The following is a 25,076-nucleotide window of genomic DNA, read 5'->3' as shown; positions in this document are numbered from 1 at the left end:
AAAGGTTTTAATCCTTCGCGGTAGGATCCGCATGGGATCCTGTGCGCGATACTGGGATCGAACCAGTGACCTCTTCCGTGTCAGGGAAGCGCTCTCCCGCTGAGCTAAACGCGCCTAATAGTTCACTTTGTGTTTAAGAATGTGGAGGTGGAAACGGGAATCGAACCCGTGTACACGGTTTTGCAGACCGTTGCCTAAGCCACTCAGCCATTCCACCGCGGCAAGTGAAGTGCTTGCTCGTGGTCCACTTTAGTGAACCGTGGAGCGGATGACGAGACTCGAACTCGCGACCCTCACCTTGGCAAGGTGATGCGCTACCAACTGCGCTACATCCGCACTCGCAAACATTGATCGGTGCTACTGAATGTGCAATCGATCGTTGCTGCGAAAACAAACACTAGCGTGTTTATCTGCCAGATCACAAATCCCCAGGTTAAACAGCGCTTCGTTGCCGGAGATACTGCCGGGGTCGCAGTCATAGAACTACATCGTTGGGATTTTCGGCACCGCTGACTTCAAGGGGGTTTGGTTCTGCTGAGTTCCTAGTGGTAACTTTCTTCCCCAGTGATCGCAAAGGATCACTAAGGTTCCATAGCTCAGTGGAAGAGCGTTCCGCTCACACCGGAAAGGTCGCTGGTTCGAACCCAGTTGGAACCACCAACATCCGCCCGGCGCGTAGGCGCCGGGCGGTTTTTCTTTTCCCCCTCTAGGGGGTGGGGGATCTGGGGTGGGAACTATTGTCAGCCCGCGCCCGACTACTCATGCAGTGTCGAAAGTGTTCGCAGGATTTCATCCATCGTTTTCGGCGCTATGGTGTTAGCAGTGTCTGTGACAGAAAGGTTCACCGTTTTCATGCCTCGCCGTTTTTCTTCTTTTGGACGCCCCCTCGCTCGCGGCCTTGCCGCGTGTGGAATGGTCGCTGCCGTCTCGGTGGGGGTCAGTGCTCCTGCGGAGGCTCACGACGTGGTGCTGAATTCGAACCCTTCTGCCAACTCCACGGTTGACCATTTGCCAGGCAAAATCGTGCTGGATTTCTCCGGCGCGCCGCAGGATGGTTTCAACAACATCGCGTTGTCCCACAACGGCGATGTTCTGTTCCGCGGGGAGCCGAAGGCAGATGGTCGGCAGTTGAGCATCGACGTGCCCGAGGATGTCCAGTCGAAGAAGGACAACGGCGAGTACGTTATCGGCTACCAGATCACTAGCTCCGATGGTCACTCCACTCGCGGTAGCGTCAAGTTCACTCTCGAAGCTGAGGGCGGAACGGTTAACGGCGCTGGCGATAGTGGAGAGGAGAAAAAGAGTGAAGAGGGGGAAGCGGGGGAGCAATCCCCGAGTGTTCCTTCTTGGTTATTGCCTTTGGGCGGTATCGTCGTAATCGTAGGTGCACTGGCGCTCGCCATTGCCCGCTTTCGCGATGTGAAGAACGACTAGGTTCTTCGCGCGTGATTTGTTGACGTTTACCTGATCAGGAGAATTCCCGTGAAGAAGTTCCGCTCTGCAACCGCCGCTGCACTGGCTCTTTCCACCGCTCTCGCGTTGTCCGCCTGCACCCCTCCGCATGAGAACGACGGTGACAAGCGCGAGGACACTGCCACCACCGGCCCGGCTACCCCGAGCATCCAGTCCACTCAGGAGGCAGCTACGGATTCCGCTGAGTCTAAGACCGAGTCTGAAACCGAGTCTGAGGCTGAGTCTGAATCCGCGACTGCAGAGTCCGAGATGACTGAGATGGACGGCACGGCCGGGAACAACGCCGAGGCAACCGCCTCCGGCGCAGCTTCCGCGTCTGGTTCCGCCAACTAACGCACGAAACTTATAGTTGCGTGCGTGCCCGGGATATTCCCCGGCACAACGATGGTGGTGGGCCTGAACGCCTTTTAAACGAAAGGTTCGTTATGTCCCTGACCTCCCTGAATGCTTCCAAGAAGAGCTTGCGTGCCGCTTCGGTGGCCGCGATTGCCCTCAGCGGTGCGCTGGTTCTTTCCGCATGTTCTGATAGCGGGGATGAGAAGAAGGATTCCACTAGCTCCCAGAGCGCTTCGGCAACCGAGTCCTCGGCCGCTGAATCCGCCGAGCAGGGTGGAGAGTCTGCAGCGATCGGCAGCGAGGAGCTGCAGTTCAAGGACGCTTATGTGACGGCCAAGGGCGCAGACAAGATGATGACTGCCGTTTTCGGTACTCTGCACAACACCACCGACAAGGACATCACCATCACCGAGGTCAAGGGCGACATCGATGGTGCTGATTACCAGCTGCACACGGTTGACAATGCCGGTGTGATGAAGCAGGTCTCCGACATGAAGATTCCTGCGGGCAAGGACAAGGCTCTGGAGCCCGGCGGCGATCACATCATGATCATGGAGGTTAAGAAGGAACTGTCCGCCGGTGATGCCCTGACCCTGACCCTCGTGGACGAGGACGGCAAGGAATACGAGATGAAGAACATCCCGGTGCGCGTCCAGCAGTCGACCCACGAGCACTATGGCGAAGGCCAGGGCGACAAGGGGCACGAGGGTCATGATCACATGAGCCACGAGGGCCACGAGCACCACTAATCGCCATGTCTGATCCTGTAGATACCCGTTTTTCGCTTTCTGACGCCCCCAGGCCCGAACCCGCCAGCGGGCATAAGCTCACCCGCCGAGGTTTCTTCGCCGGGCTGGGCATGACCGGCGCCGCATCCGTACTGGCAGCATGCAGCTCGGCGGATGATTCCGCTGCGTCAGCTGGCAATGCTGGGGCGGACAGTGGGGCGTCAATAAGAAAGATAGATTTCGACGGGCCGCACCAAGCAGGAATCCAGGAAGACTCGCAGACCCATGCGCTGGTCGTGGCTTTTGACCTGAAAAGGGACGGGCTGCCCAGCGGTGGGTTGAAGCAGAACCTCACACGCCTGATGCGGATCTGGACGGGTGACGCTCGCTCGATGACGCAGGGCAAGACCGCCCTGGCGGATCTGGAGCACGAGTTGACCGTCGCACCCCAGAACCTGACGATTACCGTCGGGTGGGGGCCGAAGCTGATTGAGGAAGTAGGTCTTCTGGGCGACGCTCCGTCGTGGGTGAAGAAGAACCTGGATGGTTTGCCGAAGTTCAAGGGTGACAAGCTCAACGATGATTTCGGCGCAGCCGATGTGGTTCTACAGATCTGCGGCGACGATCTGACGGCCGTCAGTCACGCGGCTCGCGTTTTGACCCGTGGCGGGCGCGACTACGCCACGCCGAAGTGGACCCAGCGCGGATTCGTCGACTCACCCACAGGTGAGACTCCCCGCAACCTGCTGGGATTCAAGGATGGCACGGCCATTCCCCGCAAGGAAGAGGAATACAACGAGTTCATCTGGGACGACCAGGGCGGCAGCGCTATGGTCGTGCGCCGGATCGTTTTCGACATGCCGGCCTGGGAGCAGCTGGATCGAAAGTCGCGGGAGGTCGTGTTCGGGCGCCACGTTGATACGGGCGCCCCGATCGGCGGCAACGACGAATTCGACCCAGTGGATCTGAACAAGGCGGGCGATGACGGTCTGCCGTTGATCGACGAGCGCAGCCACGTCGGCATTACCGCCGGCGAGGGCACGCACATACGCCGTCGCGCCTACAACTGGGACAACGAAGTAACGCCACTGGGCAACAGCGGCCTGATCTTCATCTGCTTCCAGAACGACCCCGACAAGGCCTTCACGCCACTGCAGAAGCGACTGGCGGAAAAGGACCGGCTGAATAAGTGGATTACCCACGTGGGCTCCGCGGTGTTTTGGGTACTGCCCGGCACCCAAAACGGGGCGTACTGGGGCCAGAAGATTCTAGAGGGGTAGAATCTACGGGCGTTGAGGACTGTCACCAGGTATGTGACCGTCACATGAGCCTTTAGAAGGAGCGCGATCCACAAGTGAGTAACCCCGCAAACCCTCCAGCAGCCGATGCCCATCAGGCACCCGTAACCTTCCGGGTGCCGGCAGGCACTCCCGCAGGCGCTGCAATGCGCGAGCTGGAACTGCCGAACAAAGGCCCGGAAGCCATCGTCTGCGTCAAGGAAGCTGAGGGCGACAACGTCGGCCAGCTGCGCGACCTTTCCTGGGCACCAGAGCAAGACACCGATGTGACTGCGGTGCCCGCCAACACCGATGAGGGACGCGGGGTTATTCGCCACTCCTGCGCACACGTCCTGGCTCAGGCCGTGCAGAAGGAGTTCCCCGGTACGAAGCTGGGCATCGGCCCGGCCATCGAAAACGGCTTTTACTACGACTTCCAGGTTGCAGAGCCCTTCACCCCGGAGGACCTGAACAAGCTGGAAAAGGCGATGAAGAAGATCATCAAGTCCGGCCAGAAGTTCGAGCGCAAGGCCTACGACGACGTAGAGCAGGCGCGTGCGGAGTACGCGGACGAGCCTTTCAAGACCGAACTGATCGCCGACAAGGGCAACGTTGACCCGAATTCCGACGAGGCTACCGAGGTCGGCTCCGGCGAGCTGACCGCCTACAGCAACGTCAACCCGCGCACCGGCGACGTCGAGTGGTACGACCTCTGCCGTGGTCCGCACGTGCCCACCACTCGCTACATTCCGGCCTTCGCGCTGACCCGTTCCTCCGCCGCTTACTGGCGCGGTGACCAGTCCAAGGCTGGCCTGCAGCGCATCTACGGAACCGCGTGGGAATCCAAGGAAGCGCTGGCCGAGTACCAGACGATGCTGGCGGAGGCGGAGAAGCGTGACCACCGCCGACTGGGACAGGAGCTGGATCTGTTCAGCTTCCCGGACGAGATCGGCTCTGGCTTCCCCGTGTTCCACCCGGACGGCGGCATCGTGCGCCTGGAGATGGAGGAGCACTCCCGCAAGCGTCACATCGCTTCCGGCTACAGCTTCGTTAACACCCCGCATATCACCAAGGGTGACCTGTTCCAGAAGTCCGGGCACCTGGACTTCTACGCAGACGGCATGTTCCCGCCCATGCAGCTGGACGGGGAGACCGATGACGAGGGTAACGAGACCAAGCCGGCGCAGGACTACTACGCCAAGCCGATGAACTGCCCGATGCACAACCTGATCTTCGCCTCACGCGGGCGCTCCTACCGCGAGCTGCCGCTGCGCCTGTTCGAGTTCGGCACTGTGTACCGCTACGAGAAGTCCGGCGTGATCCACGGACTCACCCGCGCCCGTGGCTTTACCCAGGACGATGCGCACATCTACTGCACCGAGGACCAGCTGGAACAAGAGCTAACGACGGTGCTGGAGTTCATCATTTCCCTGCTGCGCGACTACGGTCTGGATGACTTCTACCTAGAGCTATCCACCAAGGATCCGAACAAGTTCGTCGGTAGCGACGAGATCTGGGAGCGCTCCACCGAGATCCTGGAGCGCGTGGCCACCAAGTCGGGCCTGGAACTCGTTCCGGATCCGGCGGGCGCGGCCTTCTACGGCCCGAAGATCTCCGTCCAAGCCCGCGACGCCATCGGCCGCACCTGGCAGATGTCCACCGTGCAGTTGGACTTCAACCTGCCGGAGCGCTTCGACCTGGAATACACCGCCCCGGATGGTTCGAAGAGGCGTCCGATCATGATCCACCGTGCCCTGTTCGGCTCCATCGAACGATTCTTCGGCGTGCTGTTGGAGCACTATGCCGGTGCCTTCCCGGCCTGGCTGGCTCCGCACCAGGTCGTCGGCATCCCCGTCGCCGACGAGTTCAACGACTACTTGGAGGACTTCGCTGCCGAGTTGCGCTCGCAGGGAATCCGCGCGGAGGTCGATACGTCGGACGATCGCATGCAGAAGAAGATCCGCAACCACACCACCGGCAAGGTGCCGTTCATGCTGCTGGTCGGCGGGCGTGACGTGGAAGCCAACGCGGTGAGCTTTCGCTTCCTCGACGGCACCCAGGTTAACGGCGTGCCACGCGAGGATGCCCTGCGCATCATCTCCACCTGGATCCGCGAACGCCGCAATGCCCAGCCGAGCGCGGAACTGGTACAGCCGTTGGTGGAGGCTTAAATCGCTGTGGGGGACCAGTACGTAGACCAAGGCGCAGGCTCGCAGCCCGACCTGCAAGGCGGGCTCGAAAGGCTGTGGGCTCCCTACCGCTCGCAGTACATCGCGAAGTCAGATCGTTCCGCTGACCCTTTTTCCACCCTGCCGGAGCAGTCGGATGAGGAGGCGCTGATCGTCGCCCGCGGCCAGACCGTCTACTGCGTGCTGAACCTGTACCCCTACAACCCCGGGCACATGCTGGTGGTTCCTTACCGCCAGGTTGCGGACTACACGGAGCTCACGGACGAAGAAACTGCAGAGCTCGCAGAGTTCACGAAGATTGCGCTGAAGGCGCTGCGCGCCGTGTCGAAGCCCGATGCGGTGAATGTCGGCCTGAATCTGGGCAAGGCATCGGGTGGCTCCATTCCGACACACCTCCACCAACATATAGTGCCGAGGTGGGTGGGTGATGCTAACTTCATGACAGTCATGACCGGTGCCAAGGTGCTGCCACAGACCTTGCGCGAGACCCGTGCGCTGTTGGCGGAGGCATGGGAGCGCACCGTCCTTTCCGCAGACAAGGGAGAGTAACTTCAGCGATGCTTAGCGTGCACGGCCGCGGTCCCGCCGCGGTCATCATCGAACCGATCGCCCGGGTGCTGCACAAGGTGGGGATCACCCCCAACGCGGTGACCGTCTTTGGCACCATGCTGGCGATCGGTTTCGCGCTGTGGTTGATTCCCACCGGACATCACTTCGCCGCGGCGGTGCTGATTGGCCTGACCGTGGCTACCGACATGGTCGACGGCACCATGGCCCGCATGCGCGGCGGCGGCACCCGCTTCGGCGCCACGTTGGACGCAACCTGCGACCGCCTCAGTGACGGGGCAATCTTCGGAGCCCTCGTCGTCTGGTTCGGCCTCCAGGATCCCGTCAACACCATCATGATGTGCGTCTGCCTGGTGATTCTGGTCGCCAGCCAGGTCACCAGCTACGTCAAAGCCCGCGCCGAGGCCTCCGGCATCAAGGTAGTGGGTGGCCTGATCGAACGCCCCGAGCGCCTCATCATCTCGCTCGTCGCCGTTGGCCTGAGTGGTCTGGGCATCCCGCACATCCTCGCATGGGGCCTGTGGATCCTCGCTGCTGGTTCGCTGTTTACGGTCATTCAGCGCTTGGTCGTTGTCGCGCGTTCTGACGCCGCGTCTGAGACCATCGCCGCCCCCGAAGGAGCCCGCGAGTTCCCGACCGACGGGGGTGAGCAGTAATGCGCGAGCGGCTCACGGCCGCGGCTTATATTGCCGGCTGGAAGATTACCTCCAAGCTGCCGCAGCCGGTGGCGAAAGTATTGTTCGAATGGGGCGCAGACGTGGCGTCCAGAAACGGCAAAGGCCCAGAGCAGCTCCGCCGCAACCTGGCGCGCGTCGTCGGGCCAGAAAACGTCACTCGCGACCTGGTGCGCCGGTCGATGCGCAGCTACATGCGCTATTGGCGCGAGGCCTTCCAGCTACCAGCCATGGCGGGGCCGGAGCTGGCTGCGGAGCTGAACCGGAACTTCGTGCCCGGATCCCTGGAGGCGCTGCACGCCAGCGCAGAATCCGGGCGCGGAACGATCATCGCGCTGCCGCACGCGGGCAACTGGGATATGGCCGGTGTGTGGCTGGTCCACCACTACGGGACGTTCACGACAGTGGCGGAACGGCTGAAGCCGGAGAGCCTTTTCGAGGCGTTCGTGGAGTACCGCGAATCGCTGGGCTTTAAAATCATCGCCTTAACGGGTGCAAAGGTACCGCCGCTGGAGCAGATGGAAGAAGTGCTGCGGGGCGGCGGGACGATCTGCCTGATGGGGGAGCGCGACATGACCGGCCACGGCGTGCACGTGGACTTCTTCGGTGAAAGGACTTCCATGCCCGCTGGTGCGGCGCTACTGGCACAGCGCACCGGCGCTAACCTGTTCACCGCCCGCGTGGCTTTCCGTGGCGGGTCGACCGATTCGGATGCCGCCCGGCGGGGCCAGCCCGAGACCTGGGAACACGAAACCACCCCGGTCACCGTGGAGGGACGCGAGCTGCAGGACATCGTTCAGGAGATGGCCGATAACTTCGCCCGGGGTATCGCCATGGATCCACAGGACTGGCACATGCTGCAGCCTCTGTGGTTCGCCGATCTTTCCGCGGCACGGCGCAAGCGGCTGGGGTTGGAGGACGCATGAGGATAGGAATGGTCTGCCCGTACTCCTTCGACGAACCCGGCGGAGTACAGATCCACGCCATCGACCTGTGTACGGAGCTGCGCAAGCGCGGTCACGAGGTCAGTCTGATCGGCCCGGGGAAGTCCACGGAGGGGCTGCCGGATTTCGTGGAGCTAGGTGGTTCCAGCATTCCGATCCGCTACAACGGCTCGGTCGCCCGACTGAGCTTTGGTCCGCGCACCAAAAAGCACCTGAAGCGCTGGATCCGTGATAATCAATTCGACCTGCTGCACATCCACGAGCCGAACTCACCGTCCTATTCCATGATGGCTATGGCCGTGGCGGAGGGGCCGATCGTGGCCACGTATCACGCCTCTGCCAGCGAGTCGAAGATTCTGAAGGTAGCCCTGCCGTTTCTGCGGCCCTACCTGGAACGCATCCACGGCGGTATCGCAGTCTCTGAGGAGGCGCGCAAGTGGCAGGTGGAGAACCTGGCCGGCGACCCGGTGCTGATTCCCAACGGCGTGGATACCTCCGTCTACCGGGAGGCTCGCCCCTTGGAGGGCCTCGGGCAGCCCGGTGTGGAGCGTCCCCGCTTGATGTTCCTTGGCCGTTTCGAAGAGCCCCGGAAGGGACTGCAGGTTCTGTTGGAGGCCATGCCGCGGATCGTGGCGGAGGTGCCCGATGTGGAGCTGATCATAGCCGGTGGCGGCGACATCGATGCGCTGGTCGAGCGGGTACGTAACCTGGGGCTTTCCTCGTGTGTAGGGCTAGGTCCTAGTGACGCCCACGTGCGCGTGCTCGGGCGCGTCAGCGACGCAGACAAGGCCAGCGCCTTGAGCGCTAGCGATGTCTATGTGGCGCCGAACACCGGTGGCGAGAGCTTCGGAATCGTCCTGGTTGAAGGCATGGCGGCTGGTGCCGCGGTGCTGGCCAGCGACATTCCGGCTTTCGAGGCGGTCGGTCAGCACGGCAAATCCGCCCGGCTTTTCCACAATGGCTCGGCCGAGAACCTGGCGAAGCAGGCCGTGCAGCTGCTGTGGGAGGGAAACACCCGGGCGGAGCTCATCAAAGCCGGCGCGGCAAGGGCGATGGACTTCGACTGGAAAACCGTGACCGACCAGGTGGAGCAGGTCTATGACACGGTGACGGTGAAGGGGCGAAAGGTGACGTTGGCATGATCACGATTCCGGTATGGGCAATGATCGCCGCGCTGGCGGTGATCCTCGCGATCATTGTCGGCGTGTGGGCCTCTGGCATGGCCACCAGGCTGAACCGCCTACACATCCGCACGGACTCCGCCCGCGTGAGCCTGGAAGGCGCGTTGCATTCCCGATCGGCCGTGATTGCGGCACTGCAACCGGACCTGAGCCAGGAGGTGGCGCAGGTGAACCGGGTGGCACTGCGGGCCACTGACATGGGGGCACGCAGCGGCGCGGAAAACGAGCTGCTGAGCGAACTGAAACCGGAGGTCTGGAACGCCGCGAGTTTCGTGGAGGCCTCCTCGAAGGTGGATCTGGCCGCGCGGTTCTACAACGACGCGGTATCCGACACGCTCAGTGTGCGTACGCGCCCGCTGGTCCGCGTCCTCCGTCTGGCCGGTCGCGCCCCACTGCCGGAATACTACGAGGCGCTGCTGTCCAGCCCTGCGCCCGCACAGGGTGACGCCCAGCCCAGTGACGCCCAGCGCGGTGAGGCCCAGCCCGGTTACGCGCAGGATTCCGCAGGTGAGGCAGACTCTGTGGAGGACCAGATTTAAGCGCCCGCCCGATAGCGTTTCCGCAAACTAGACAGGTTAGACTAGAGCAAATCCACATTTCTTGAAAGATGGGAAGTCAAGCATCGTGACTAATAACTCTTCTGCTGCCCACACTGGTACCGCTCGCGTCAAGCGCGGCCTGGCCGACATGCTCAAGGGCGGCGTCATCATGGACGTCGTTACCCCGGAGCAGGCCAAGATCGCCGAGGATGCCGGCGCTACCGCCGTCATGGCTCTAGAGCGCGTGCCCGCCGATATCCGCGCCGAAGGTGGCGTGTCCCGCATGTCCGATCCGGACATGATCGAGGGCATCATCAACGCCGTCTCTATCCCGGTGATGGCTAAGGCTCGTATCGGCCATTTCGTGGAGGCTCAGGTCCTGCAATCCCTCGGCGTGGACTTCATCGACGAGTCCGAGGTGCTGACCCCAGCCGATTACAAGAACCACATCGACAAGTTCGACTTCGAGGTGCCTTTCGTCTGTGGCGCCACCAACCTGGGTGAGGCACTGCGCCGCGTCAACGAGGGCGCAGCCATGATTCGCTCCAAGGGCGAGGCCGGCACCGGCGATGTTTCCAACGCCGTGACCCACATGCGCACCATCCGTGCGGAGATCAACCGACTGACCTCCATGGCTGATGACGAGCTCTACGTTGCAGCCAAGGAGCTGCAGGCGCCGTACGAGCTGGTTCGCGAGGTAGCGACCAACGGCAAGCTTCCGGTTGTGCTGTTCACCGCCGGTGGCATCGCCACCCCGGCCGACGCTGCAATGATGATGCAGCTCGGCGCCGAAGGTGTCTTCGTCGGCTCCGGCATCTTCAAGTCCGGCAACCCGGAGCAGCGCGCCCGCGCCATTGTCCAGGCCACCCAGAACTACGATGACCCGGCGACCATCGCCAAGGTTTCCCGTGGACTGGGCGAGGCCATGGTGGGCATCAACGTGGATGAGATTCCGCAGCCACACCGTCTGGCGGAGCGCGGCTGGTAATGGCAGATCACCGTCCGAAGATCCTTGACATCCTGGATCTGGAGCGCGTCGACCGCGACATTTTCCGCGGTAGTCCGCTGCCGTCGAAGTTGGCTCGCACGTACGGAGGTCAGGTGGCTGCCCAAGCTCTGGTGGCGGCTACCCGCACAGTGAGCGACGAGTTCAGCGTGCATTCCCTGCACGGCTACTTCGTCGGCCCCGGCAACCCCGACGCGCCGACGGTGATGTTGGTCGACCGCGTGCGCGATGGTCGATCTTTCGTTTCCCGTTCCGTTAAGGTCGTACAGAACGGCAAGGCCATCTTCATCATGCAGGCCAGCTTCCACATCCGGAACGACCACGGCCCCGAACACTCCGATGAAATGCGGGCGGTTCCGGACCCAGAATCGATCGTGGTAGATCCGAAATCGCTGACCAGCATGCAGCGCCTGTTCCGTGACGAGTGGGCGGATTGGGACGTGCGGATTGTGCCGCCGGAGGACTACGAGCACAACAAGTACACCGCCTCCCAACAGGTGGTGTGGTTCCGCACGAAGACCCCGCTGCCGGAGGTAGAGGGACTGGATGCAGACACACTGCACGTCTGCACCCTGGCATACATGTCCGACATGACGTTGCTGTCCTCGGCGTTGGTTCCGCACCGCCCGGCGGAGTTCCAGGAGGCCTCGCTGGATCATGCGATGTGGTTCCTGCGCCCCTTCCGTGCCGACGAGTGGCTTTTGTACGACCAGATTTCACCGTCCGCCCACGGTGGTCGAGCTTTGACCCACGGGCGGATCTTCAACCAGCAGGGCGACCTTGTTGCCGTGGTTACGCAGGAGGGTCTGACCCGCAGCCTGCGCGACGGTGCCTCCTCGGTGCCTTTGAAGAAGCAATAGCTAGAAGGAGCAGTAGCGCTGTGATCATTGGTGTGTTGAGCGTGCAGGGCGGATTCGTCGAGCACATGCGCAGTATCGAGCGCCTGGGCCACGAAGCCCGCGCCGTCCGCCGGACCGAACACCTGGAGGGCCTCGACGGGCTGATCCTGCCCGGTGGCGAGTCCACAACGATGTCCAAGTTGCTGGATCTCGGCGGAATGCTGGAGCCTCTGCGCGCCCGCATCGCCGATGGCCTGCCGGTGTTTGGTACCTGCGCCGGGTTGATCCTGCTGGCCGATCGGGTTCTGGATACTCGTGCGGACGCCCACAGCTTGCACGCGCTAGACATCACAGTGCGGCGCAACGCTTTCGGCCGCCAGGTGGATTCCTTCGAGACCCAGTTGCCGTTCGGGGATATCGACACGCCGGTCGAGGCCGTGTTTATCCGCGCCCCCAAGGTCGAGGAAGTGGGTGATGGGGTCACTGTGGTATCCACCCTGCCCGATGGAACTATCGTGGGCGTGCGCCAGGGGAACGTGCTGGGATGCAGCTTCCATCCGGAGCTGTCCGAAGACGACCGCGTGCACGGCTACTTCCTACGGATGGTGGAAGGTCACCGCGCTGGGGTGTAGGGCGGTGCCGGCGTGGGGGCGTCAATAAAAAAGGCCATGCGCGTGACTGTCGGTGCGGCGGGAGGTCTAGTATGGAAGCGATACAGACGAACCCGACTACCGAAAGAGGACCATGTCCGGCCACTCAAAATGGGCAACGACCAAGCACAAGAAGGCTGCCAACGATGCTAAGCGCGGCAAGGAATTTGCCAAGCTGATCAAGAACATCGAAGTGGCTGCCCGTACCGGTGGTGGTGACCCCAGCGCGAACCCGACGCTGCAGGATGCGATCACCAAGGCCAAGAAGTCCTCGGTGCCCAACGACAACATCGAGCGCGCCCGCAAGCGCGGCTCTGGCGAAGAAGCCGGCGGCGCTAACTGGGAAACGATCATGTACGAAGGTTACGGCCCCAACGGTGTGGCCATGCTCATCGAGTGCCTGACCGACAACCGCAACCGCGCCGCCACCGACGTGCGCACCGCCATGAACAAGAACGGCGGCAACATGGCCGACGCGGGCTCCGTTTCCTACCTGTTCAACCGCAAGGGCGTGGCTGTGCTGGAGAAGGGCGACCACACCGAGGACGACATCCTGCTGGCCGTGCTGGACGCGGGTGCGGAAGAAGTCAACGACATCGGCGAGAAGTTCGAGGTCGTGTGCGAGTCTTCCGACATGAACGCGGTGCGCGACGCGCTGAAGGAAGCGGAAATCGACTACGACTCCGTTGAACAGGACTTCCGCGCCACAATGGAAGTTCCGGCCGATGCGTCCACGGCGAAGAAGGTGTTTAACCTTATCGACGCGCTGGAGGATTCAGACGACGTGCAGAATGTGTTTACGAACATGAACCTGTCGGACGAGGTGCTGGCGGAGCTGGACGGGGAGTAATTGGAACATCTGTGCTATTCTTTATGGCACGATGAGTACTCCACAGAATTCCGCCTGGGGCGCCCCCGCTGCTAGCCCGACCTCGCTGGCCGGGCTGCGCGTCATGGGGATCGACCCTGGGCTGACGCGCTGCGGACTTTCCGTGGTGCAGGCGGGGAAGGGGCGGGCCGTGTACCCCGTGGCCGTGGGGGTGGTGCGGACTCCCGCTGATATGGCGCTAGAGCAGCGACTGCTTAAGCTATCCGCTGCGGTAGAGCAGTGGTTCGACGATTACCAGCCGCATGTGGTGGCGCTCGAGCGCGTCTTTGAACGATCCAATGTGTCCACGGTGATGAACACCGCCCACGCATCGGGCGTGCTGATGCTTGCCGCGGCGAAGCGGGGAGTGGACGTGCACATGTACACGCCCAGTGAGGTCAAGAAGTCCATCAGCGGCAATGGCCGGGCAGACAAGGCACAGATGACCCGCATGATCACCCGCATCCTGGGGCTCGGCGAGCCGCCGAAGCCGCCGGACGCGGCGGATGCGTTGGCGCTGGCGGTTTGTCATTGCTGGCGAGCGCCGCTGAACCATCTTGTGAAGGGGAAACTATGATCGCATCACTGCGCGGAATCGTCATTGATAAGGGTCTTGATTACGTGGTTATCGAGTGCGCCGGTGTCGGCTACCAGTGCGCTGGCACGGCTACGACCATCGCGGAGCTGCCACGCGGCGAAGAAGTGTTCGTGACCACCGCGATGGTGGTGCGCGAGGACTCGCAGACGTTGTACGTATTCAAGGATGCCGACGAGAAGCGTGCGTTCAACACCCTGCAGTCCGTTTCCGGCGTGGGCGCACGGCTGGCACTGGCTATCCTGTCCGTGGTGTCGCCCGCAGAGCTCGCCGTGGCGGTATCCAACGGCGACCACAAGACTTTGCAGAAGGCCCCCGGAGTGGGCAAACGTCTGGCCGAGCGCATGGCTGTGGATCTGAAGGGCAAGGTTGCAGACTTCGGTGATCCGGCCGGCGAAGGCGCACTGGGAACTGCCGTCGGGGCAACCGGCACATCCGGCACCGGCGGGGCGGTGGCCCCGGACGTCCGTGAACAAGTCATCGAAGCCCTGGTGGGATTGGGCTTCACTGAGCCGAAGGCGAACGCGGCCGTCGACGGCGTGCTGGCACAGTGGCCGGAGCAGACCCCGCCGGATGCCTCCGCGCTGCTGCGCGCTTCCCTGGCCGCGGTGAAATAGGGGAGACTGTAGAGCATGAGCGATATTGAGCGCACCGAGTTCGAACTGCCGCCGGGCGTGGGCAACAACTTTGCGCCCAACAACCTCGCCCCGAACGAGCAGCTGAACCCTCAAGATACCTCCGGGGATTCCGATATCGATACCTCCCTGCGCCCGAAGTCTCTAGACGAATTCATCGGCCAGCCGAAGGTACGCACCCAGCTGGATCTGGTCCTCGGCGGGGCGCGCTCCCGCGGCGTGGCTCCCGACCACGTGCTGTTGGCCGGTCCACCGGGGCTTGGCAAGACCACGATGGCCATGATTATTGCTCAGGAACTCGGAACCTCCCTGCGCATGACTTCCGGCCCCGCGCTGGAGCGCGCAGGTGACCTGGCTGCCATGCTCTCGAACCTCATGGAGGGCGACGTGCTCTTCATCGACGAGATCCACCGCATGGCCCGCCCCGCCGAGGAAATGCTGTACATGGCCATGGAGGACTTCCGCATCGACGTCATCGTCGGCAAGGGGCCGGGCGCTACCTCTATCCCCATCGAAATCGCCCCGTTTACCCTGGTCGGCGCTACGACGCGCGCGGGCATGCTCACCGGGCCGCTGCGCGACCGCTTCGGCTTTACCGCACAGATGGAGTTCTACGACGTCGCCGACCTCACGCGCGTCGTCACGCGCGCTGCGGGAATCTTGGGGGTTGATATTACTGGGGACGCCGCAGCGGAGATCGCCTCCCGTTCCCGCGGAACCCCGCGTATCGCCAACCGATTGCTCCGCCGCGTCCGTGACTTCGCGGACGTCAACGCCGACGGGAAAATCACCGTCGAGGTGGCGCGTGCCGCATTGTTGGTTTTCGACGTCGACGAGTCGGGGCTGGACAGGCTTGACCGGGCGGTCATTGAAGCGTTGGTGAAAGGCCATGGTGGTGGACCGGTGGGCGTCAATACCCTTGCGCTGGCGGTAGGGGAAGAACCGTCAACGGTCGAGGAAGTCTGCGAGCCCTACCTCGTGCGCGCCGGAATGGTCAGCCGCACACCGCGCGGGCGAGTGGCCACCGCGGCGGCGTGGCGCCACATCGGGCTGGAGCCACCAGAGGGCACCATCGGGGTCTAGCGGGCGGTATGGCAAGATTGGCCTTATGCCAAATGACATTATTCTTATCGTCCTGGTCCTTCTGGTTTTCGTTGGTCTGCCTCTGATCCAGATCCGCAAGCAGAACAAGCGGGTGCAGCGGATCCGTGACTTCCAGGATCGCCTGGGGCCGGGCATGGTCGTGAAGACGACCTCTGGCCTGCACGGTCGCGTTACTCACGTAGGGGAGACCACCGTTGACCTGGAGGTTGCGAAGGGGGTTGTGACGACCTGGGAGAAGGTTTCGATCCTCGAGACCGTTGATGCGGTCGAGCCGGGCTCGCAGCAAGCTTCGCAGCTGACGGAAGACTAACGACCTAAGAATTACCTGCTAACTAGCGCCACGACGAGCGTCGGGTGTTTTCAATACCCCAAGTAGGCGCTAGTATCACGGGGTTGGATTTTTCTAAGTACACCGGCCACGCCGACGGGTGCAGGGCTGGATTGTAGGAGACATAAAGCGGTGGCAAAGAAGCAAAAGAGAAAAGCTACGCGGGGTGGCTTCGCATGGCCGAAACGGGCGATCGCCGCATTCGTAGTGATTGCCCTGATCGTGTTGGGCTTGATCATGTTCACGGGCAACAAGTCCTTCGGACCCAAACTGGGCATCGACCTGCAGGGTGGCACGCGCGTGACGCTGGTGCCGCAGGGCGATACCCCGACGCCGGAACAGCTCAGCCAGGCTCGAACGATCCTGGAGAATCGCGTTAACGGCATGGGCGTATCGGGCGCATCGGTGGTGACCGACGGCAACAACCTGGTCATCACAGTGCCCGGGTCGGACGCAGGTGAGGCTCGCACGCTGGGCAAGACCTCCCAGCTGCTGTTCCGCCCGGAGTCCCAGCCAGGTCAGCCGACGAAGGACTTCCCCAAGGCGCTGAAGGACATGGCTAACAGGTGGGTGGAGAACGGCATCATCACGCCGGAGTTTGCCAACGAGCGCCTGGCCAAGATGGCGAAGGGGCTCCCGCAGGCCGGTCTGAAGGTCGACCCGAAGGACATGAAGGTCACGGCCAAGCCGCCGGCGACGCCGAAGGACTCGGTGGAAGAGCAGGAGCGCCGCGATAAGCAGGTGGAGGTGCTGAAGGCTGACCGCCAAAGCACCGATGGCAACAAGCAGCAGGCTGCAGGCTCCCTGCTGGACTGCGAGAAGAGCGACCCCATGGCGGGCTCCGACGATCCGGCGAAGCCACTGGTGACTTGTAGCGACCAAGGTCCGATGATCCTCGGCCCGGCACCGCTACTCAAGGGCGAGACCGACGAGAAGCACGGCGAGCGCCTGACCGGCGAGATGATCGATACGAACTCGCAGATCACCGGTGGCCTGCAGCCGAACTCGGCGCAGATGGCCATCACCTTCAAGTTCAAGACTGGCGACAAGACTCCGGGTGGCGAGACCTGGTTCGCACTGGGCCAGCAGATGCTGGGCAAGCGCGTGGCTATCACCCTGGACTCTAAGGTGATCTCCGCGCCGCAAATCCAGTCTCCAACCCCTCCGGGCGAGGTATCCCAGATCACGGGTAGCTTCTCCGAGAAGGAAGCCCAGGATCTGGCTAACAACCTGCGCTACGGCGCGCTGCCGCTGAGCTTCGTCGGTGAGAACGGCGAGCCGGGCGGAACCACCACCACGATCTCCCCGTCGCTGGGAGCCGCTTCCCTGAAGGCCGGAGTGATCGCTGGCCTGGTCGGCCTGGTGCTGGTGGGCCTGTACGCCCTGGCTTACTACCGCGGCCTGGGCGTGGTGGCCATCGTCTCCCTGATCGCTGCGTTCTCTCTGGTGTACGGCTTCATCGTTCTGCTGGGTCGCTGGATCGGCTACAGCCTGGACCTTTCCGGAATCGCCGGCCTGATTATCGGCCTGGGCACCACCGCTGACTCCTTCGTGATCTACTTCGAGAGGATCAAGGACGAGATCAAGAACGGCTCGACCTTCCGCTCCGCCGTGCCGCGTGCTTGGCAGCGAGCTCGCAGCACGATCGTTACCGGTAACATCGTTTCCCTGATCGCAGCCGTGATCCTGTACTTCCTGGCCATCGGCGACGTGAAGGGCTTCGCGTTTACGCTGGGTCTGACCACCCTCTTCGACCTGGTGGTTGCGTTCCTGCTCACCGCACCGCTGATCATCCTGATGTCCCGCCGGGCGTTCTTCGCTTCCCCGAAGCTCAATGGCCTGGGCTCTGCGTACCGCGTTGCGGAGCGCAAGTACGGGCGTAAGCCCCACGCGCACGCTGTGAGCGCCAAGGAGAAGGCGAAGGCTGAGAAGTCGGCGTCGAAAGCAAAAGACAGCTTGACAGACACCGACACCGACACAGACACAGCAGACACCGCATCCATGGACGACCAAGAGTCCTCGACCTCCGAGACCAAGGAGGGGAAGTAAATGAGTAACGCTGAAACCCTAAGTGCGGCAGAAGCAACGACCGCTGAGACAACGACCGCTGAGACGACCACTGAAACGACCGCAGTAGCAACCCCGGTCGACGCGCCAGACACCCAAGCCGGTGGCTTCTTTGAAAAGATCTACAACGGCACCGGTGGCTTCCGCATCGTGCAGAATCGTGGGCGCCTCTACGGCATCCTCGTCGCTGTGCTCGTTGCCTGCGTGCTGTCTATTGCGGTACGCGGCTTTACCCTCGGCATCGATTTTGAGGGCGGTACCCGCATGACGATGCCGCCCGCGGGTGGAGCCACCGAGTCCAGCGTGTCCGAGGTGTTCGAGGAAGCAACTGGCATCGCGCCACAGTCGACCCAGACCGTCGGCAGCGGTGACGCGGAATCCATCGAAATCACGGCGGAGCGCCTGTCGGAAGAACAGATCCGCAAGGCACGCTCCGCACTGTTCAACGAGTTCCACCCGAAGAACAACGTCGGCGAAATCACGCAGGACGCAATTAGCGATTCCACCGTGTCCGAGTCGTGGGGCAGCAGCATCACCAAGAAAATGCTTATCGCCCTCGGCGTGTTCCTGCTGGTGGTGTTCCTGTACATCGCGATCCGCCTGGAACGCGATATGGCCGCCGCCGCAATTATCTGTCTGCTGATCGACCTGACTGTTGTTTCGGGCACCTACGCCCTCATCGGCTTCGAGGTTTCGCCGGCTACCGTCATCGGCCTGCTGACGATTCTCGCGTACTCGCTGTATGACACGGTGGTGGTGTTCGACAAGGTACAAGAGAACACTGCCGGGCTGTTCGGATCCACGCGCTCGACTTTTGCCGAGGAGACAAACCTGGCCATCAACCAGACGATCATGCGTTCCATCAACACGTCGATCTTCTCCCTCGTGCCGATCGCCTCTCTGCTGGTTGTCGCTGTGGGCATCATGGGAGTGGGAACGCTCAAGGATCTGGCGCTGGTGCAGTTCATTGGCGTGATCGCCGGTACGTTTAGCTCCATCTTCTTCGCCGCCCCGCTGTTGGTGACCTTCAAGATGCGCCAAAAGAAGTACAAGCAGCACGAGGCTCGAGTGGAGCGCGCGCGTTCCCTTGCCGTTGCTCCTACCGACGATTCTTCGGAGGATGACGCCGCAGTGGAGGCCGCCGAAGAATCCAGCGCACAGGACGAAGCAACCGATACTCCGGCGAAGCGCGGAGTATCTAGCCCCAACGCGAAGCTGGAGTCCAAGGCCGCGGACAAGAAGCGTGCGGTGGATGACTCCACCGAGGACTTCCTGCGCGAGACCGGCAACGAGGATGCCGGACGGTCCTGGCGCCCGGGCATGTAAAACGGTTGTCGGGAACGCTGGGCAGAAGAGTTGAGGAGGCAGGCAGTGATTCGCAGGCGGCGCGCAGCACAGCACACAACCACGGCCACCGCGGCGCTGGCACTAACTGCCGCGCTGACCGCGGGAGGTCTGGCGGCCTGCTCCGAGGGTAGCGGGCTGAAGCCGGCACCGGAGCAGTTTGGGTACGTGTTGACGAGCGACCTGGTGACCTCCAACGCCGGCACCGCTGTCGGCGTGGCGACGGATGCTGCGAAGATTTCCGCCCGGCTGTACCCGGGGGCCTTCATCGCTGGTTCCAGAGGACAGAACCTGCCCAACGGGGACCTAGTGACGGCCAAGCCGGGCCAGGATGACCCCCGGCGGGTCGATTACACCATCAACGAAAAGGCCAGCTACTCCGATTCCAAGCCCGTAGTATGCGACGATTTTCTGTTGGCCTACCAGGCCAGCAAGCGCGCAGATCTCTTTAACTCCGACATGCCGCTGTTCGGGCAGGTAGAGCGCGTGGACTGCGCCGCCGGTGCGAAGAAGTTCAGCGTGCATTTCGCGGAGAAGCGGGGTAGCCGCTACCGCGAACTATTCGGCCCGGGCACTGTGCTGCCCTCCCATACTGTGGCGCAGAAGGCCGGAGTGGATGACGTGGTGGCTGCCATCGATAGTGCCGATGAACAGGCACTGACGGAACTGGGCAAGGCCTGGCAGGACGTGTTTAACTTCCACAAGACCGACCCCGCTGAGGTTCCTACCTCTGGGCCGTACAAGATCAGCGCCCGGGAGGACAACGGGTCGTTGAAGCTGGAGAAGAACCCCGAGTGGAAGGGCGTTGAGGCCAACCAATCGCCGGTCTACCTGTGGCCGCACGACGCGGATGTGAAGGCCCTGGGGGAGCATAACCAGCTTTCCGTCGTGGACATCAACCGCGGATCCAGTGATAAGCCCGGCAAGCTCGCTGGTGACCTGGGTCTTAACGGCGATGATTACCGCGTGGTGGAGGAGCATTCCCAGCGCGTCGACACCCTGCGGATCTCCGATCTCGGGATCCTGCAGGATCCGGCGACGCGCCGCGCCCTGAACTCCTGCATCGATCGCACGGCCATTGCGAAGACGGTGGAGAAGGATACCGGCGCTGCGGTGGAACCCACCGGCCTGCGTATCCTCGGCACGACCCACCCGTTGCGGGAGTACCTCGAGGACATCAACCGTCGGAACACCGCGACCAACATCGAGGCAGCCCGCCCAGCCCTGCAGGGGATGACCATCCGGATCGGCTTCCTGGACAGTGTGCCGCGCTATCGCAAGATTGTTGACGCCCTCAAGGATCAGTGCTCCAAGGCTGGCGTGGAGATCCAGCCTGTGCCACGGAAGGCAGAGGACTATGGGCTGCTTGGCGTGGACTACGACGTTGCGCTAGACACCCGCTCTGCAGCGGGCAGGAATTCGGCGGTTAACGCCACGGAATCTTCCACGCTGAAGGAGATCCGCGTTGCGGAGCACACCCTGGCTGAGGACGCTCTGACGCTGCCCCTGATCACGGAACCGCGGACCGTCTTGGCGGAGGTGCATGCGGCGAATGTTCTAGACAGTTCCTCCGACACTGGGGTGAGCTGGAACATGGACCGATGGGTCGAGGCCGATGAGCCCGTATCCACGGGGCGTGCTTCCGATGACGCGAAGGATACCGGGGACGACGAGGGTGCCGGAATGGCTACCGAGGAAAAATCTAAAGCGCCGGAAAAATAACCCTGAAGATTAACCCCGCCCTGCAGCGCCGAGTCTGAGGGTGGCGTTAGAGTGGTACGGGTTACCTGCCGCACCAGCTAGCTTGTTCAAAGAAGAGGACTGTAAAGCTTTGACATCCACAGAAACCGCCTCCCAGGCGCTGCGCCGACTGATCCGCATCGTCCCCGACTTCCCCTCCCGGGGGATTGTGTTCGAGGACCTAACCCCGGTGCTGGCTGACCCAGAGGCCTTTAAGCTGCTGGTCAAGGATCTGGCGGATCACTGTCGCAACTTCGACATCGACCTCATCGGCGGATTGGACGCCCGCGGCTTCCTGCTGGGCAGCGCCGTGGCATATGAGCTCGGAGTGGGCATTCTGGCAGTACGCAAAGGTGGCAAACTGCCACCTCCGGTTCACCACGTGGACTACGCTTTGGAATATGGCACGGCTGCTCTAGAGATCCCCGCCGGGGACGCGATTCCGCTGCACGGCAAGAATGTTTTTCTTATCGACGATGTCCTTGCAACCGGCGGTACCCTCAGCGCCTCCCGGGAACTGCTGGAAAAAGCTGGTGCCAACGTGTGTGGCCTCGGCGTGGTGCTAGAGGTAGCCGCGCTTGACGGTCGGGATCGCCTAAAGGATCTGCCGCTCTACGTGGTCGATCAGGCCCGTTAAACTCGTCCCGGCGGCGGAGCCGCGGGTGGCGTCAATAAAAGAGCACGGCACAACTCAATAGATCGAGCTAAAGACTAAGAGGCAGGGTAGAGCGGCAATGAGCAACGAAAAGGGGTCGCTGTGGATGGCGGCTCGCATCGCGCGCAGCCTCACCGGCACCGGTAAACCTAAGATCAACCCTGTGCTGGGGCCGCTGATCTCCGTGCATCGGCGCTTCCACCCGAGAGCCGACCTCGCCCTGCTAAACCGTGCCTATGCCACCGCAGAGAAGCTGCACGAAGGCGTGAAGCGGAAATCGGGCGAGCCATACATCACCCACCCGCTGGCCGTGGCAACCATCGCCGCCGAGATCGGCATGGATACCACCACCGTCGTCGCAGCGCTGCTGCACGACACAGTGGAGGACACGGAATACTCGCTGGCGGATCTATCCCGCGATTTCGGCTCCGAGGTCGCGCGCCTGGTGGACGGGGTTACGAAGCTCGACAAAGTGGTGCTGGGCTCCGCAGCGGAGGCAGAGACCATCCGCAAGATGATCGTCGCGATGGCCGAGGATCCGCGCGTGCTGGTGATCAAGGTCTCCGACCGCCTGCACAACATGCGCACCATGCGCTTCCTGCCGCCGGAGAAGCAGGCGAAGAAGGCACGGGAAACCCTAGAAGTTATTGCCCCGCTGGCGCACCGCCTGGGCATGGCAACGGTCAAGTGGGAACTCGAGGATCTGGCCTTTGCGATCCTGTATCCCAAGAAGTACGAGGAAATCGTGCGGCTGGTGGCCGACCGTGCCCCGAAGCGCGACCAGTACCTGGCCAAGGTCAAGCAGGAGATCGAGCTGGCCATGTCCCGCAGCTCGCTGCACGCCACGGTGGAAGGCCGACCCAAACACTACTGGTCGATCTACCAAAAGATGATTGTGCGCGGGCGCGACTTCGACGAGATCTTCGACCTGGTGGGTGTGCGCATTCTGGTCGATAACGTGAAGGATTGCTATGCCGCCGTCGGTGCGATCCACACGATTTACCAGCCGATGCCGGGAAGGTTTAAGGACTATATTTCCGCGCCACGGTTCGGCGTATACCAGTCGCTGCACACCACGGTGATCGGCCCGGACACTAAGCCGCTGGAGGTGCAGATCCGCACCCACGAAATGCACCACAACGCCGAATACGGCATTGCGGCGCACTGGCGGTACAAGGAAACCCGCGGAAACAACAACAGCGAGTCCCAGGAAGTCGACCAGATGGCGTGGATGCGCCAGCTGCTGGACTGGCAGAAGGAAGCCGCGGACCCCAACGAGTTCCTGGATTCGCTGCGCTACGACCTATCGACGAACCAGATTTTCGTCTTCACGCCCAAGGGCGATGCGATTACGCTGCCGAACGGGTCCACGCCCATCGACTTTGCCTACGCCGTGCATACGGAGATCGGCCACCGCTGCATTGGTGCAAAGGTCAACGGCAAATTGGTGGCGTTGGAATCGAAGCTGAAGACTGGCGACAAGGTGGAGGTGTTTACCTCCAAGGATCAGAACTCCGGGCCTTCGAAGGACTGGATGAACATCGTCGTATCGCCCCGGGCGAAGGCGAAGATCCGCCAGTGGTTCGCCAAGGAACGGCGGGAAGAGGCGGCGGAGAAGGGCCGCGACATGCTGGCGGCCGAGGCGCAGCGCGGCGGGCTGGCAGTGCACCGACTGTTCACCCACGAATCCCTGCGGATGCTGGCCAGCGACCTGAACTATTCGGATGTTGATGCGCTGTACACGGCGATCGGTAGGGGAGAGATCACCCCGGGCCACGTGTGCCACCGCCTGGTAGAGGGCTTGGAGCCGGAGTCCGAGGCGGACGATGTTCTGCAATCCGGCTCGGCCACCTCGAAGATCGCGAATACGCCGCAGGAGGGGCGTGGCGACGGCTCGGGAATTCTGGTGCAGGGGGAGGCAGACTTCTCGGCGAAGCTGGCGAAGTGTTGCACCCCAGTACCGGGGGACAAGATCTTCGGCTTCATCACCAAGGGCGGGGGAGTCAGCGTGCACCGCACGGACTGCACCAACGCCGAGAAGCTGCATCAGGAACCGCAGCGGATCATCGAGGTCTCGTGGGCCAGCAGCTTCCACAACGCGGTGTTTATGGTCACGATCCAGATCGAAGGCCTGGATCGGAATGGGTTGCTATCCGATGTCACGCGCGTGGTCTCGGAGCAGAAGGTTCCGATCATCGCCACCAATTCGCATACTGCGGGCGATCGGGTGGCGACGATCCGGTTCACTTTCGAGGTCTCGGACACCAAGCAGCTGGGATACATGATGAACCAGCTGCGCAACGTCGAAGGCGTATACGACGTCTATCGCGTGACTACCGGCGGTTAAGCCGGGAAACGCTGGAGTGCTGAGGCGCCGGGGTGCCCGGTTCTAGCCCAGCACGGCGGACTCGATGTTGATGTCCTCGGTCGGAGCAGCATCGCCCTCCGGAGCCTTCTCCATCAACTTGTCCAGAACCTTCAGCCCAGCCTTGTCGATGGTGCCGAAGATGTTGTAGCTCGGCGGCAGGGTGGTATCGCCGGTGACCAGGAAGAACTGGCTTCCGTTGGTGTTCGGACCGCTGTTGGCCATCGCCAGGGTTCCGCGCTTGTAGTTAACAGGCTGCTGGGCCTTGTCCTTATCCACACCGTTGAGCGGGTATTCGTCAGCGAAGGAGTAGCCCGGGCCGCCGGCACCGCTGGCCTCCGGGTCGCCGCACTGCAGGATCGTCATGGAGTCGGACTTCACGGAGCGGTGGCACTTCGTGGAGTCATAGAACTTCTTCTGCACCAGGTGCTTGAAGGAGTTCGTGGTGCACGGGGAAACACTGTTCTCCAGCTCCAGGCCAACCTTCTGACCGTTCATGGTTAAGGTGACCTTCTCGGTGCCCTGGGACTGGACTCCATCGCCATTCGGCAGCCCGGCCTTGCTGAGCTTGCCCTGAGGGTCCTTCTTGTACTCGCACTTCACCGTCACTCCATAGGGCTCCTTCGGGCCACGCGGCAGAGATGCGGGTTTGATGTCCTTCTCTTCGCTCTGCTTGGTCTGCTCATCCTGCTGTTCGCTCTCTGCGACCTGGTCTTCGTTCTCGTCGGAGCTGTAGGTGGAGGCGAACCAGATACCACCGACAATCACGACCAGTACGGCCAGAGTTGCGGCGACCACGCCCAGCGGCGCGACCTTTGCCTTGCGCTCGCGGGACTTGAGGGCCTTGGATAGCTCGTCCAGCGCCTCGTCGCGGTAGGCGGAGTTAGGGTAGTTATTCTTGTCAGGCGAATCAGACACGTCTTCTAGAGCCTTTCTTGTGCTAGATACGGTGATCCATTATGCCTCATGCGA

The 25,076-nt window shown here is 62.4% G+C and carries 24 protein-coding genes and 4 tRNA genes; 24 read left to right on the top strand and 4 right to left on the bottom strand.

The annotated features are described in order from the left end of the window. Positions 1 to 42: 42 nt before the first annotated feature. From HMPREF2678_RS06410 to HMPREF2678_RS06400, 3 genes are all read right to left on the bottom strand, one after another. Positions 43 to 114 (bottom strand) — tRNA-Val (locus HMPREF2678_RS06410). A 28-nt stretch (positions 115 to 142) separates the two neighbouring features. Further along, positions 143 to 217, bottom strand: a tRNA-Cys gene (locus tag HMPREF2678_RS06405). Positions 218 to 260: 43 nt separating this feature from the next. Continuing rightward, a tRNA-Gly gene (locus tag HMPREF2678_RS06400) sits at positions 261 to 336 on the bottom strand. A gap of 249 nt (positions 337 to 585) precedes the next feature. Here HMPREF2678_RS06400 and HMPREF2678_RS06395 point away from each other — a divergent pair. From HMPREF2678_RS06395 to HMPREF2678_RS06280, 24 genes are all read left to right on the top strand, one after another. Beyond that, positions 586 to 660: transfer RNA gene (locus tag HMPREF2678_RS06395), tRNA-Val, on the top strand. A gap of 192 nt (positions 661 to 852) precedes the next feature. Next, positions 853 to 1,434: a copper resistance CopC family protein gene (locus HMPREF2678_RS06390; RefSeq protein ID WP_080719771.1), complete on the top strand. Its 582-nt coding sequence runs from the start codon at positions 853 to 855 to the stop codon at positions 1,432 to 1,434. A 48-nt stretch (positions 1,435 to 1,482) separates the two neighbouring features. Then, positions 1,483 to 1,806 carry a hypothetical protein gene (locus tag HMPREF2678_RS06385; protein ID WP_034968256.1) on the top strand — a complete coding sequence of 108 codons (324 nt, stop codon included), beginning with the start codon at positions 1,483 to 1,485 and terminating at the stop codon, positions 1,804 to 1,806. Between the two features lie 92 nt (positions 1,807 to 1,898). After that, on the top strand, positions 1,899 to 2,558 hold the full coding sequence (locus HMPREF2678_RS06380) for a copper chaperone PCu(A)C (RefSeq protein WP_034976398.1): 660 nt from the start codon (positions 1,899 to 1,901) through the stop codon (positions 2,556 to 2,558). A 5-nt stretch (positions 2,559 to 2,563) separates the two neighbouring features. Next, positions 2,564 to 3,817 carry a Dyp-type peroxidase gene (locus HMPREF2678_RS06375; protein ID WP_083303429.1) on the top strand — a complete coding sequence of 418 codons (1,254 nt, stop codon included), beginning with the start codon at positions 2,564 to 2,566 and terminating at the stop codon, positions 3,815 to 3,817. 164 nt (positions 3,818 to 3,981) lie between these two features. Further along, on the top strand, positions 3,982 to 5,985 hold the full coding sequence (thrS, locus tag HMPREF2678_RS06370) for a threonine--tRNA ligase (RefSeq protein WP_034976402.1): 2,004 nt from the start codon (positions 3,982 to 3,984) through the stop codon (positions 5,983 to 5,985). 6 nt (positions 5,986 to 5,991) lie between these two features. Continuing rightward, the gene (locus tag HMPREF2678_RS06365) at positions 5,992 to 6,552 is read left to right on the top strand and encodes an HIT family protein (RefSeq protein ID WP_051873914.1); all 561 of its coding nucleotides are present in this window, start codon (positions 5,992 to 5,994) and stop codon (positions 6,550 to 6,552) included. 8 nt (positions 6,553 to 6,560) lie between these two features. Beyond that, positions 6,561 to 7,226 (top strand): phosphatidylinositol phosphate synthase, encoded by a 666-nt coding sequence (gene pgsA, locus HMPREF2678_RS06360; RefSeq protein WP_034968234.1) that lies wholly within the window; start codon positions 6,561 to 6,563, stop codon positions 7,224 to 7,226. Continuing rightward, positions 7,226 to 8,170 carry a phosphatidylinositol mannoside acyltransferase gene (locus tag HMPREF2678_RS06355; RefSeq protein WP_070551437.1) on the top strand — a complete coding sequence of 315 codons (945 nt, stop codon included), beginning with the start codon at positions 7,226 to 7,228 and terminating at the stop codon, positions 8,168 to 8,170. The genes pgsA and HMPREF2678_RS06355 overlap by 1 nt, the downstream gene beginning before the upstream one ends. Then, positions 8,167 to 9,330, top strand: coding sequence for a glycosyltransferase family 4 protein (locus tag HMPREF2678_RS06350; protein ID WP_070551434.1), 1,164 nt, complete (start codon positions 8,167 to 8,169; stop codon positions 9,328 to 9,330). The genes HMPREF2678_RS06355 and HMPREF2678_RS06350 overlap by 4 nt, the downstream gene beginning before the upstream one ends. Further along, on the top strand, positions 9,327 to 9,908 hold the full coding sequence (locus HMPREF2678_RS06345; protein WP_246817900.1) for a hypothetical protein: 582 nt from the start codon (positions 9,327 to 9,329) through the stop codon (positions 9,906 to 9,908). The genes HMPREF2678_RS06350 and HMPREF2678_RS06345 overlap by 4 nt, the downstream gene beginning before the upstream one ends. 85 nt (positions 9,909 to 9,993) lie before the next feature. Next, positions 9,994 to 10,896 carry a pyridoxal 5'-phosphate synthase lyase subunit PdxS gene (gene pdxS / locus HMPREF2678_RS06340; protein ID WP_141747037.1) on the top strand — a complete coding sequence of 301 codons (903 nt, stop codon included), beginning with the start codon at positions 9,994 to 9,996 and terminating at the stop codon, positions 10,894 to 10,896. Continuing rightward, positions 10,896 to 11,774 (top strand): acyl-CoA thioesterase, encoded by an 879-nt coding sequence (locus HMPREF2678_RS06335; RefSeq protein ID WP_035002350.1) that lies wholly within the window; start codon positions 10,896 to 10,898, stop codon positions 11,772 to 11,774. The genes pdxS and HMPREF2678_RS06335 overlap by 1 nt, the downstream gene beginning before the upstream one ends. A 20-nt stretch (positions 11,775 to 11,794) precedes the next feature. Further along, the gene (gene pdxT, locus HMPREF2678_RS06330) at positions 11,795 to 12,385 is read left to right on the top strand and encodes a pyridoxal 5'-phosphate synthase glutaminase subunit PdxT (RefSeq protein WP_035002351.1); all 591 of its coding nucleotides are present in this window, start codon (positions 11,795 to 11,797) and stop codon (positions 12,383 to 12,385) included. Between the two features lie 112 nt (positions 12,386 to 12,497). Then, entirely contained in the window at positions 12,498 to 13,253 is a 756-nt protein-coding gene (locus HMPREF2678_RS06325) for a YebC/PmpR family DNA-binding transcriptional regulator (RefSeq protein ID WP_034968213.1), read from the top strand. 31 nt (positions 13,254 to 13,284) lie between these two features. After that, on the top strand, positions 13,285 to 13,848 hold the full coding sequence (ruvC, locus tag HMPREF2678_RS06320; RefSeq protein WP_051893705.1) for a crossover junction endodeoxyribonuclease RuvC: 564 nt from the start codon (positions 13,285 to 13,287) through the stop codon (positions 13,846 to 13,848). Next, entirely contained in the window at positions 13,845 to 14,483 is a 639-nt protein-coding gene (gene ruvA / locus HMPREF2678_RS06315; protein WP_043015195.1) for a Holliday junction branch migration protein RuvA, read from the top strand. The genes ruvC and ruvA overlap by 4 nt, the downstream gene beginning before the upstream one ends. A gap of 15 nt (positions 14,484 to 14,498) precedes the next feature. Further along, on the top strand, positions 14,499 to 15,584 hold the full coding sequence (ruvB, locus tag HMPREF2678_RS06310) for a Holliday junction branch migration DNA helicase RuvB (RefSeq protein ID WP_070551431.1): 1,086 nt from the start codon (positions 14,499 to 14,501) through the stop codon (positions 15,582 to 15,584). Positions 15,585 to 15,609: 25 nt separating this feature from the next. After that, entirely contained in the window at positions 15,610 to 15,915 is a 306-nt protein-coding gene (yajC, locus tag HMPREF2678_RS06305) for a preprotein translocase subunit YajC (protein ID WP_070551428.1), read from the top strand. A gap of 150 nt (positions 15,916 to 16,065) precedes the next feature. After that, positions 16,066 to 17,982 (top strand): protein translocase subunit SecD, encoded by a 1,917-nt coding sequence (secD, locus tag HMPREF2678_RS06300; protein WP_070551425.1) that lies wholly within the window; start codon positions 16,066 to 16,068, stop codon positions 17,980 to 17,982. Next, the gene (secF, locus tag HMPREF2678_RS06295) at positions 17,983 to 19,326 is read left to right on the top strand and encodes a protein translocase subunit SecF (RefSeq protein ID WP_034968187.1); all 1,344 of its coding nucleotides are present in this window, start codon (positions 17,983 to 17,985) and stop codon (positions 19,324 to 19,326) included. Positions 19,327 to 19,371: 45 nt separating this feature from the next. Then, positions 19,372 to 21,066, top strand: coding sequence for an ABC transporter substrate-binding protein (locus HMPREF2678_RS06290; protein WP_246817899.1), 1,695 nt, complete (start codon positions 19,372 to 19,374; stop codon positions 21,064 to 21,066). 109 nt (positions 21,067 to 21,175) lie between these two features. Beyond that, positions 21,176 to 21,721, top strand: a complete 546-nt coding sequence (locus HMPREF2678_RS06285) for an adenine phosphoribosyltransferase (RefSeq protein ID WP_051891478.1) — start codon at positions 21,176 to 21,178, stop codon at positions 21,719 to 21,721. A gap of 97 nt (positions 21,722 to 21,818) precedes the next feature. Continuing rightward, the gene (locus HMPREF2678_RS06280; RefSeq protein WP_034976424.1) at positions 21,819 to 24,086 is read left to right on the top strand and encodes a RelA/SpoT family protein; all 2,268 of its coding nucleotides are present in this window, start codon (positions 21,819 to 21,821) and stop codon (positions 24,084 to 24,086) included. A 42-nt stretch (positions 24,087 to 24,128) separates the two neighbouring features. Here HMPREF2678_RS06280 and HMPREF2678_RS06275 read toward each other — a convergent pair whose 3' ends face one another. After that, on the bottom strand, positions 24,129 to 25,022 hold the full coding sequence (locus HMPREF2678_RS06275) for a peptidylprolyl isomerase (RefSeq protein WP_070551423.1): 894 nt from the start codon (positions 25,020 to 25,022) through the stop codon (positions 24,129 to 24,131). Positions 25,023 to 25,076: the final 54 nt, after the last annotated feature.

The sequence above is a fragment of the Corynebacterium sp. HMSC058E07 genome, assembly GCF_001809885.1.
In the GTDB taxonomy this organism is placed as follows: Bacteria; Actinomycetota; Actinomycetes; order Mycobacteriales; family Mycobacteriaceae; genus Corynebacterium; species Corynebacterium macclintockiae.
Note: the sequence above shows the minus strand (reverse complement) of the source record. Positions and strands in the feature narration are given on the sequence as shown.

What these genes read in the sequence shown, in the direction of transcription:
- HMPREF2678_RS06390 (WP_080719771.1), top strand. Translation starts at nt 853, where the DNA reads ATGCCTCGCCGTTTTTCTTCTTTTGGACGCCCCCTCGCTCGCGGCCTT.
- HMPREF2678_RS06380 (WP_034976398.1), top strand. Translation starts at nt 1,899, where the DNA reads ATGTCCCTGACCTCCCTGAATGCTTCCAAGAAGAGCTTGCGTGCCGCT.
- HMPREF2678_RS06375 (WP_083303429.1), top strand. Translation starts at nt 2,564, where the DNA reads ATGTCTGATCCTGTAGATACCCGTTTTTCGCTTTCTGACGCCCCCAGG.
- thrS (WP_034976402.1), top strand. Translation starts at nt 3,982, where the DNA reads ATGCGCGAGCTGGAACTGCCGAACAAAGGCCCGGAAGCCATCGTCTGC.
- pgsA (WP_034968234.1), top strand. Translation starts at nt 6,561, where the DNA reads ATGCTTAGCGTGCACGGCCGCGGTCCCGCCGCGGTCATCATCGAACCG.
- HMPREF2678_RS06355 (WP_070551437.1), top strand. Translation starts at nt 7,226, where the DNA reads ATGCGCGAGCGGCTCACGGCCGCGGCTTATATTGCCGGCTGGAAGATT.
- HMPREF2678_RS06350 (WP_070551434.1), top strand. Translation starts at nt 8,167, where the DNA reads ATGAGGATAGGAATGGTCTGCCCGTACTCCTTCGACGAACCCGGCGGA.
- HMPREF2678_RS06345 (WP_246817900.1), top strand. Translation starts at nt 9,327, where the DNA reads ATGATCACGATTCCGGTATGGGCAATGATCGCCGCGCTGGCGGTGATC.
- HMPREF2678_RS06335 (WP_035002350.1), top strand. Translation starts at nt 10,896, where the DNA reads ATGGCAGATCACCGTCCGAAGATCCTTGACATCCTGGATCTGGAGCGC.
- HMPREF2678_RS06325 (WP_034968213.1), top strand. Translation starts at nt 12,498, where the DNA reads ATGTCCGGCCACTCAAAATGGGCAACGACCAAGCACAAGAAGGCTGCC.
- ruvC (WP_051893705.1), top strand. Translation starts at nt 13,285, where the DNA reads ATGAGTACTCCACAGAATTCCGCCTGGGGCGCCCCCGCTGCTAGCCCG.
- ruvA (WP_043015195.1), top strand. Translation starts at nt 13,845, where the DNA reads ATGATCGCATCACTGCGCGGAATCGTCATTGATAAGGGTCTTGATTAC.
- ruvB (WP_070551431.1), top strand. Translation starts at nt 14,499, where the DNA reads ATGAGCGATATTGAGCGCACCGAGTTCGAACTGCCGCCGGGCGTGGGC.
- yajC (WP_070551428.1), top strand. Translation starts at nt 15,610, where the DNA reads ATGCCAAATGACATTATTCTTATCGTCCTGGTCCTTCTGGTTTTCGTT.
- secF (WP_034968187.1), top strand. Translation starts at nt 17,983, where the DNA reads ATGAGTAACGCTGAAACCCTAAGTGCGGCAGAAGCAACGACCGCTGAG.
- HMPREF2678_RS06280 (WP_034976424.1), top strand. Translation starts at nt 21,819, where the DNA reads ATGAGCAACGAAAAGGGGTCGCTGTGGATGGCGGCTCGCATCGCGCGC.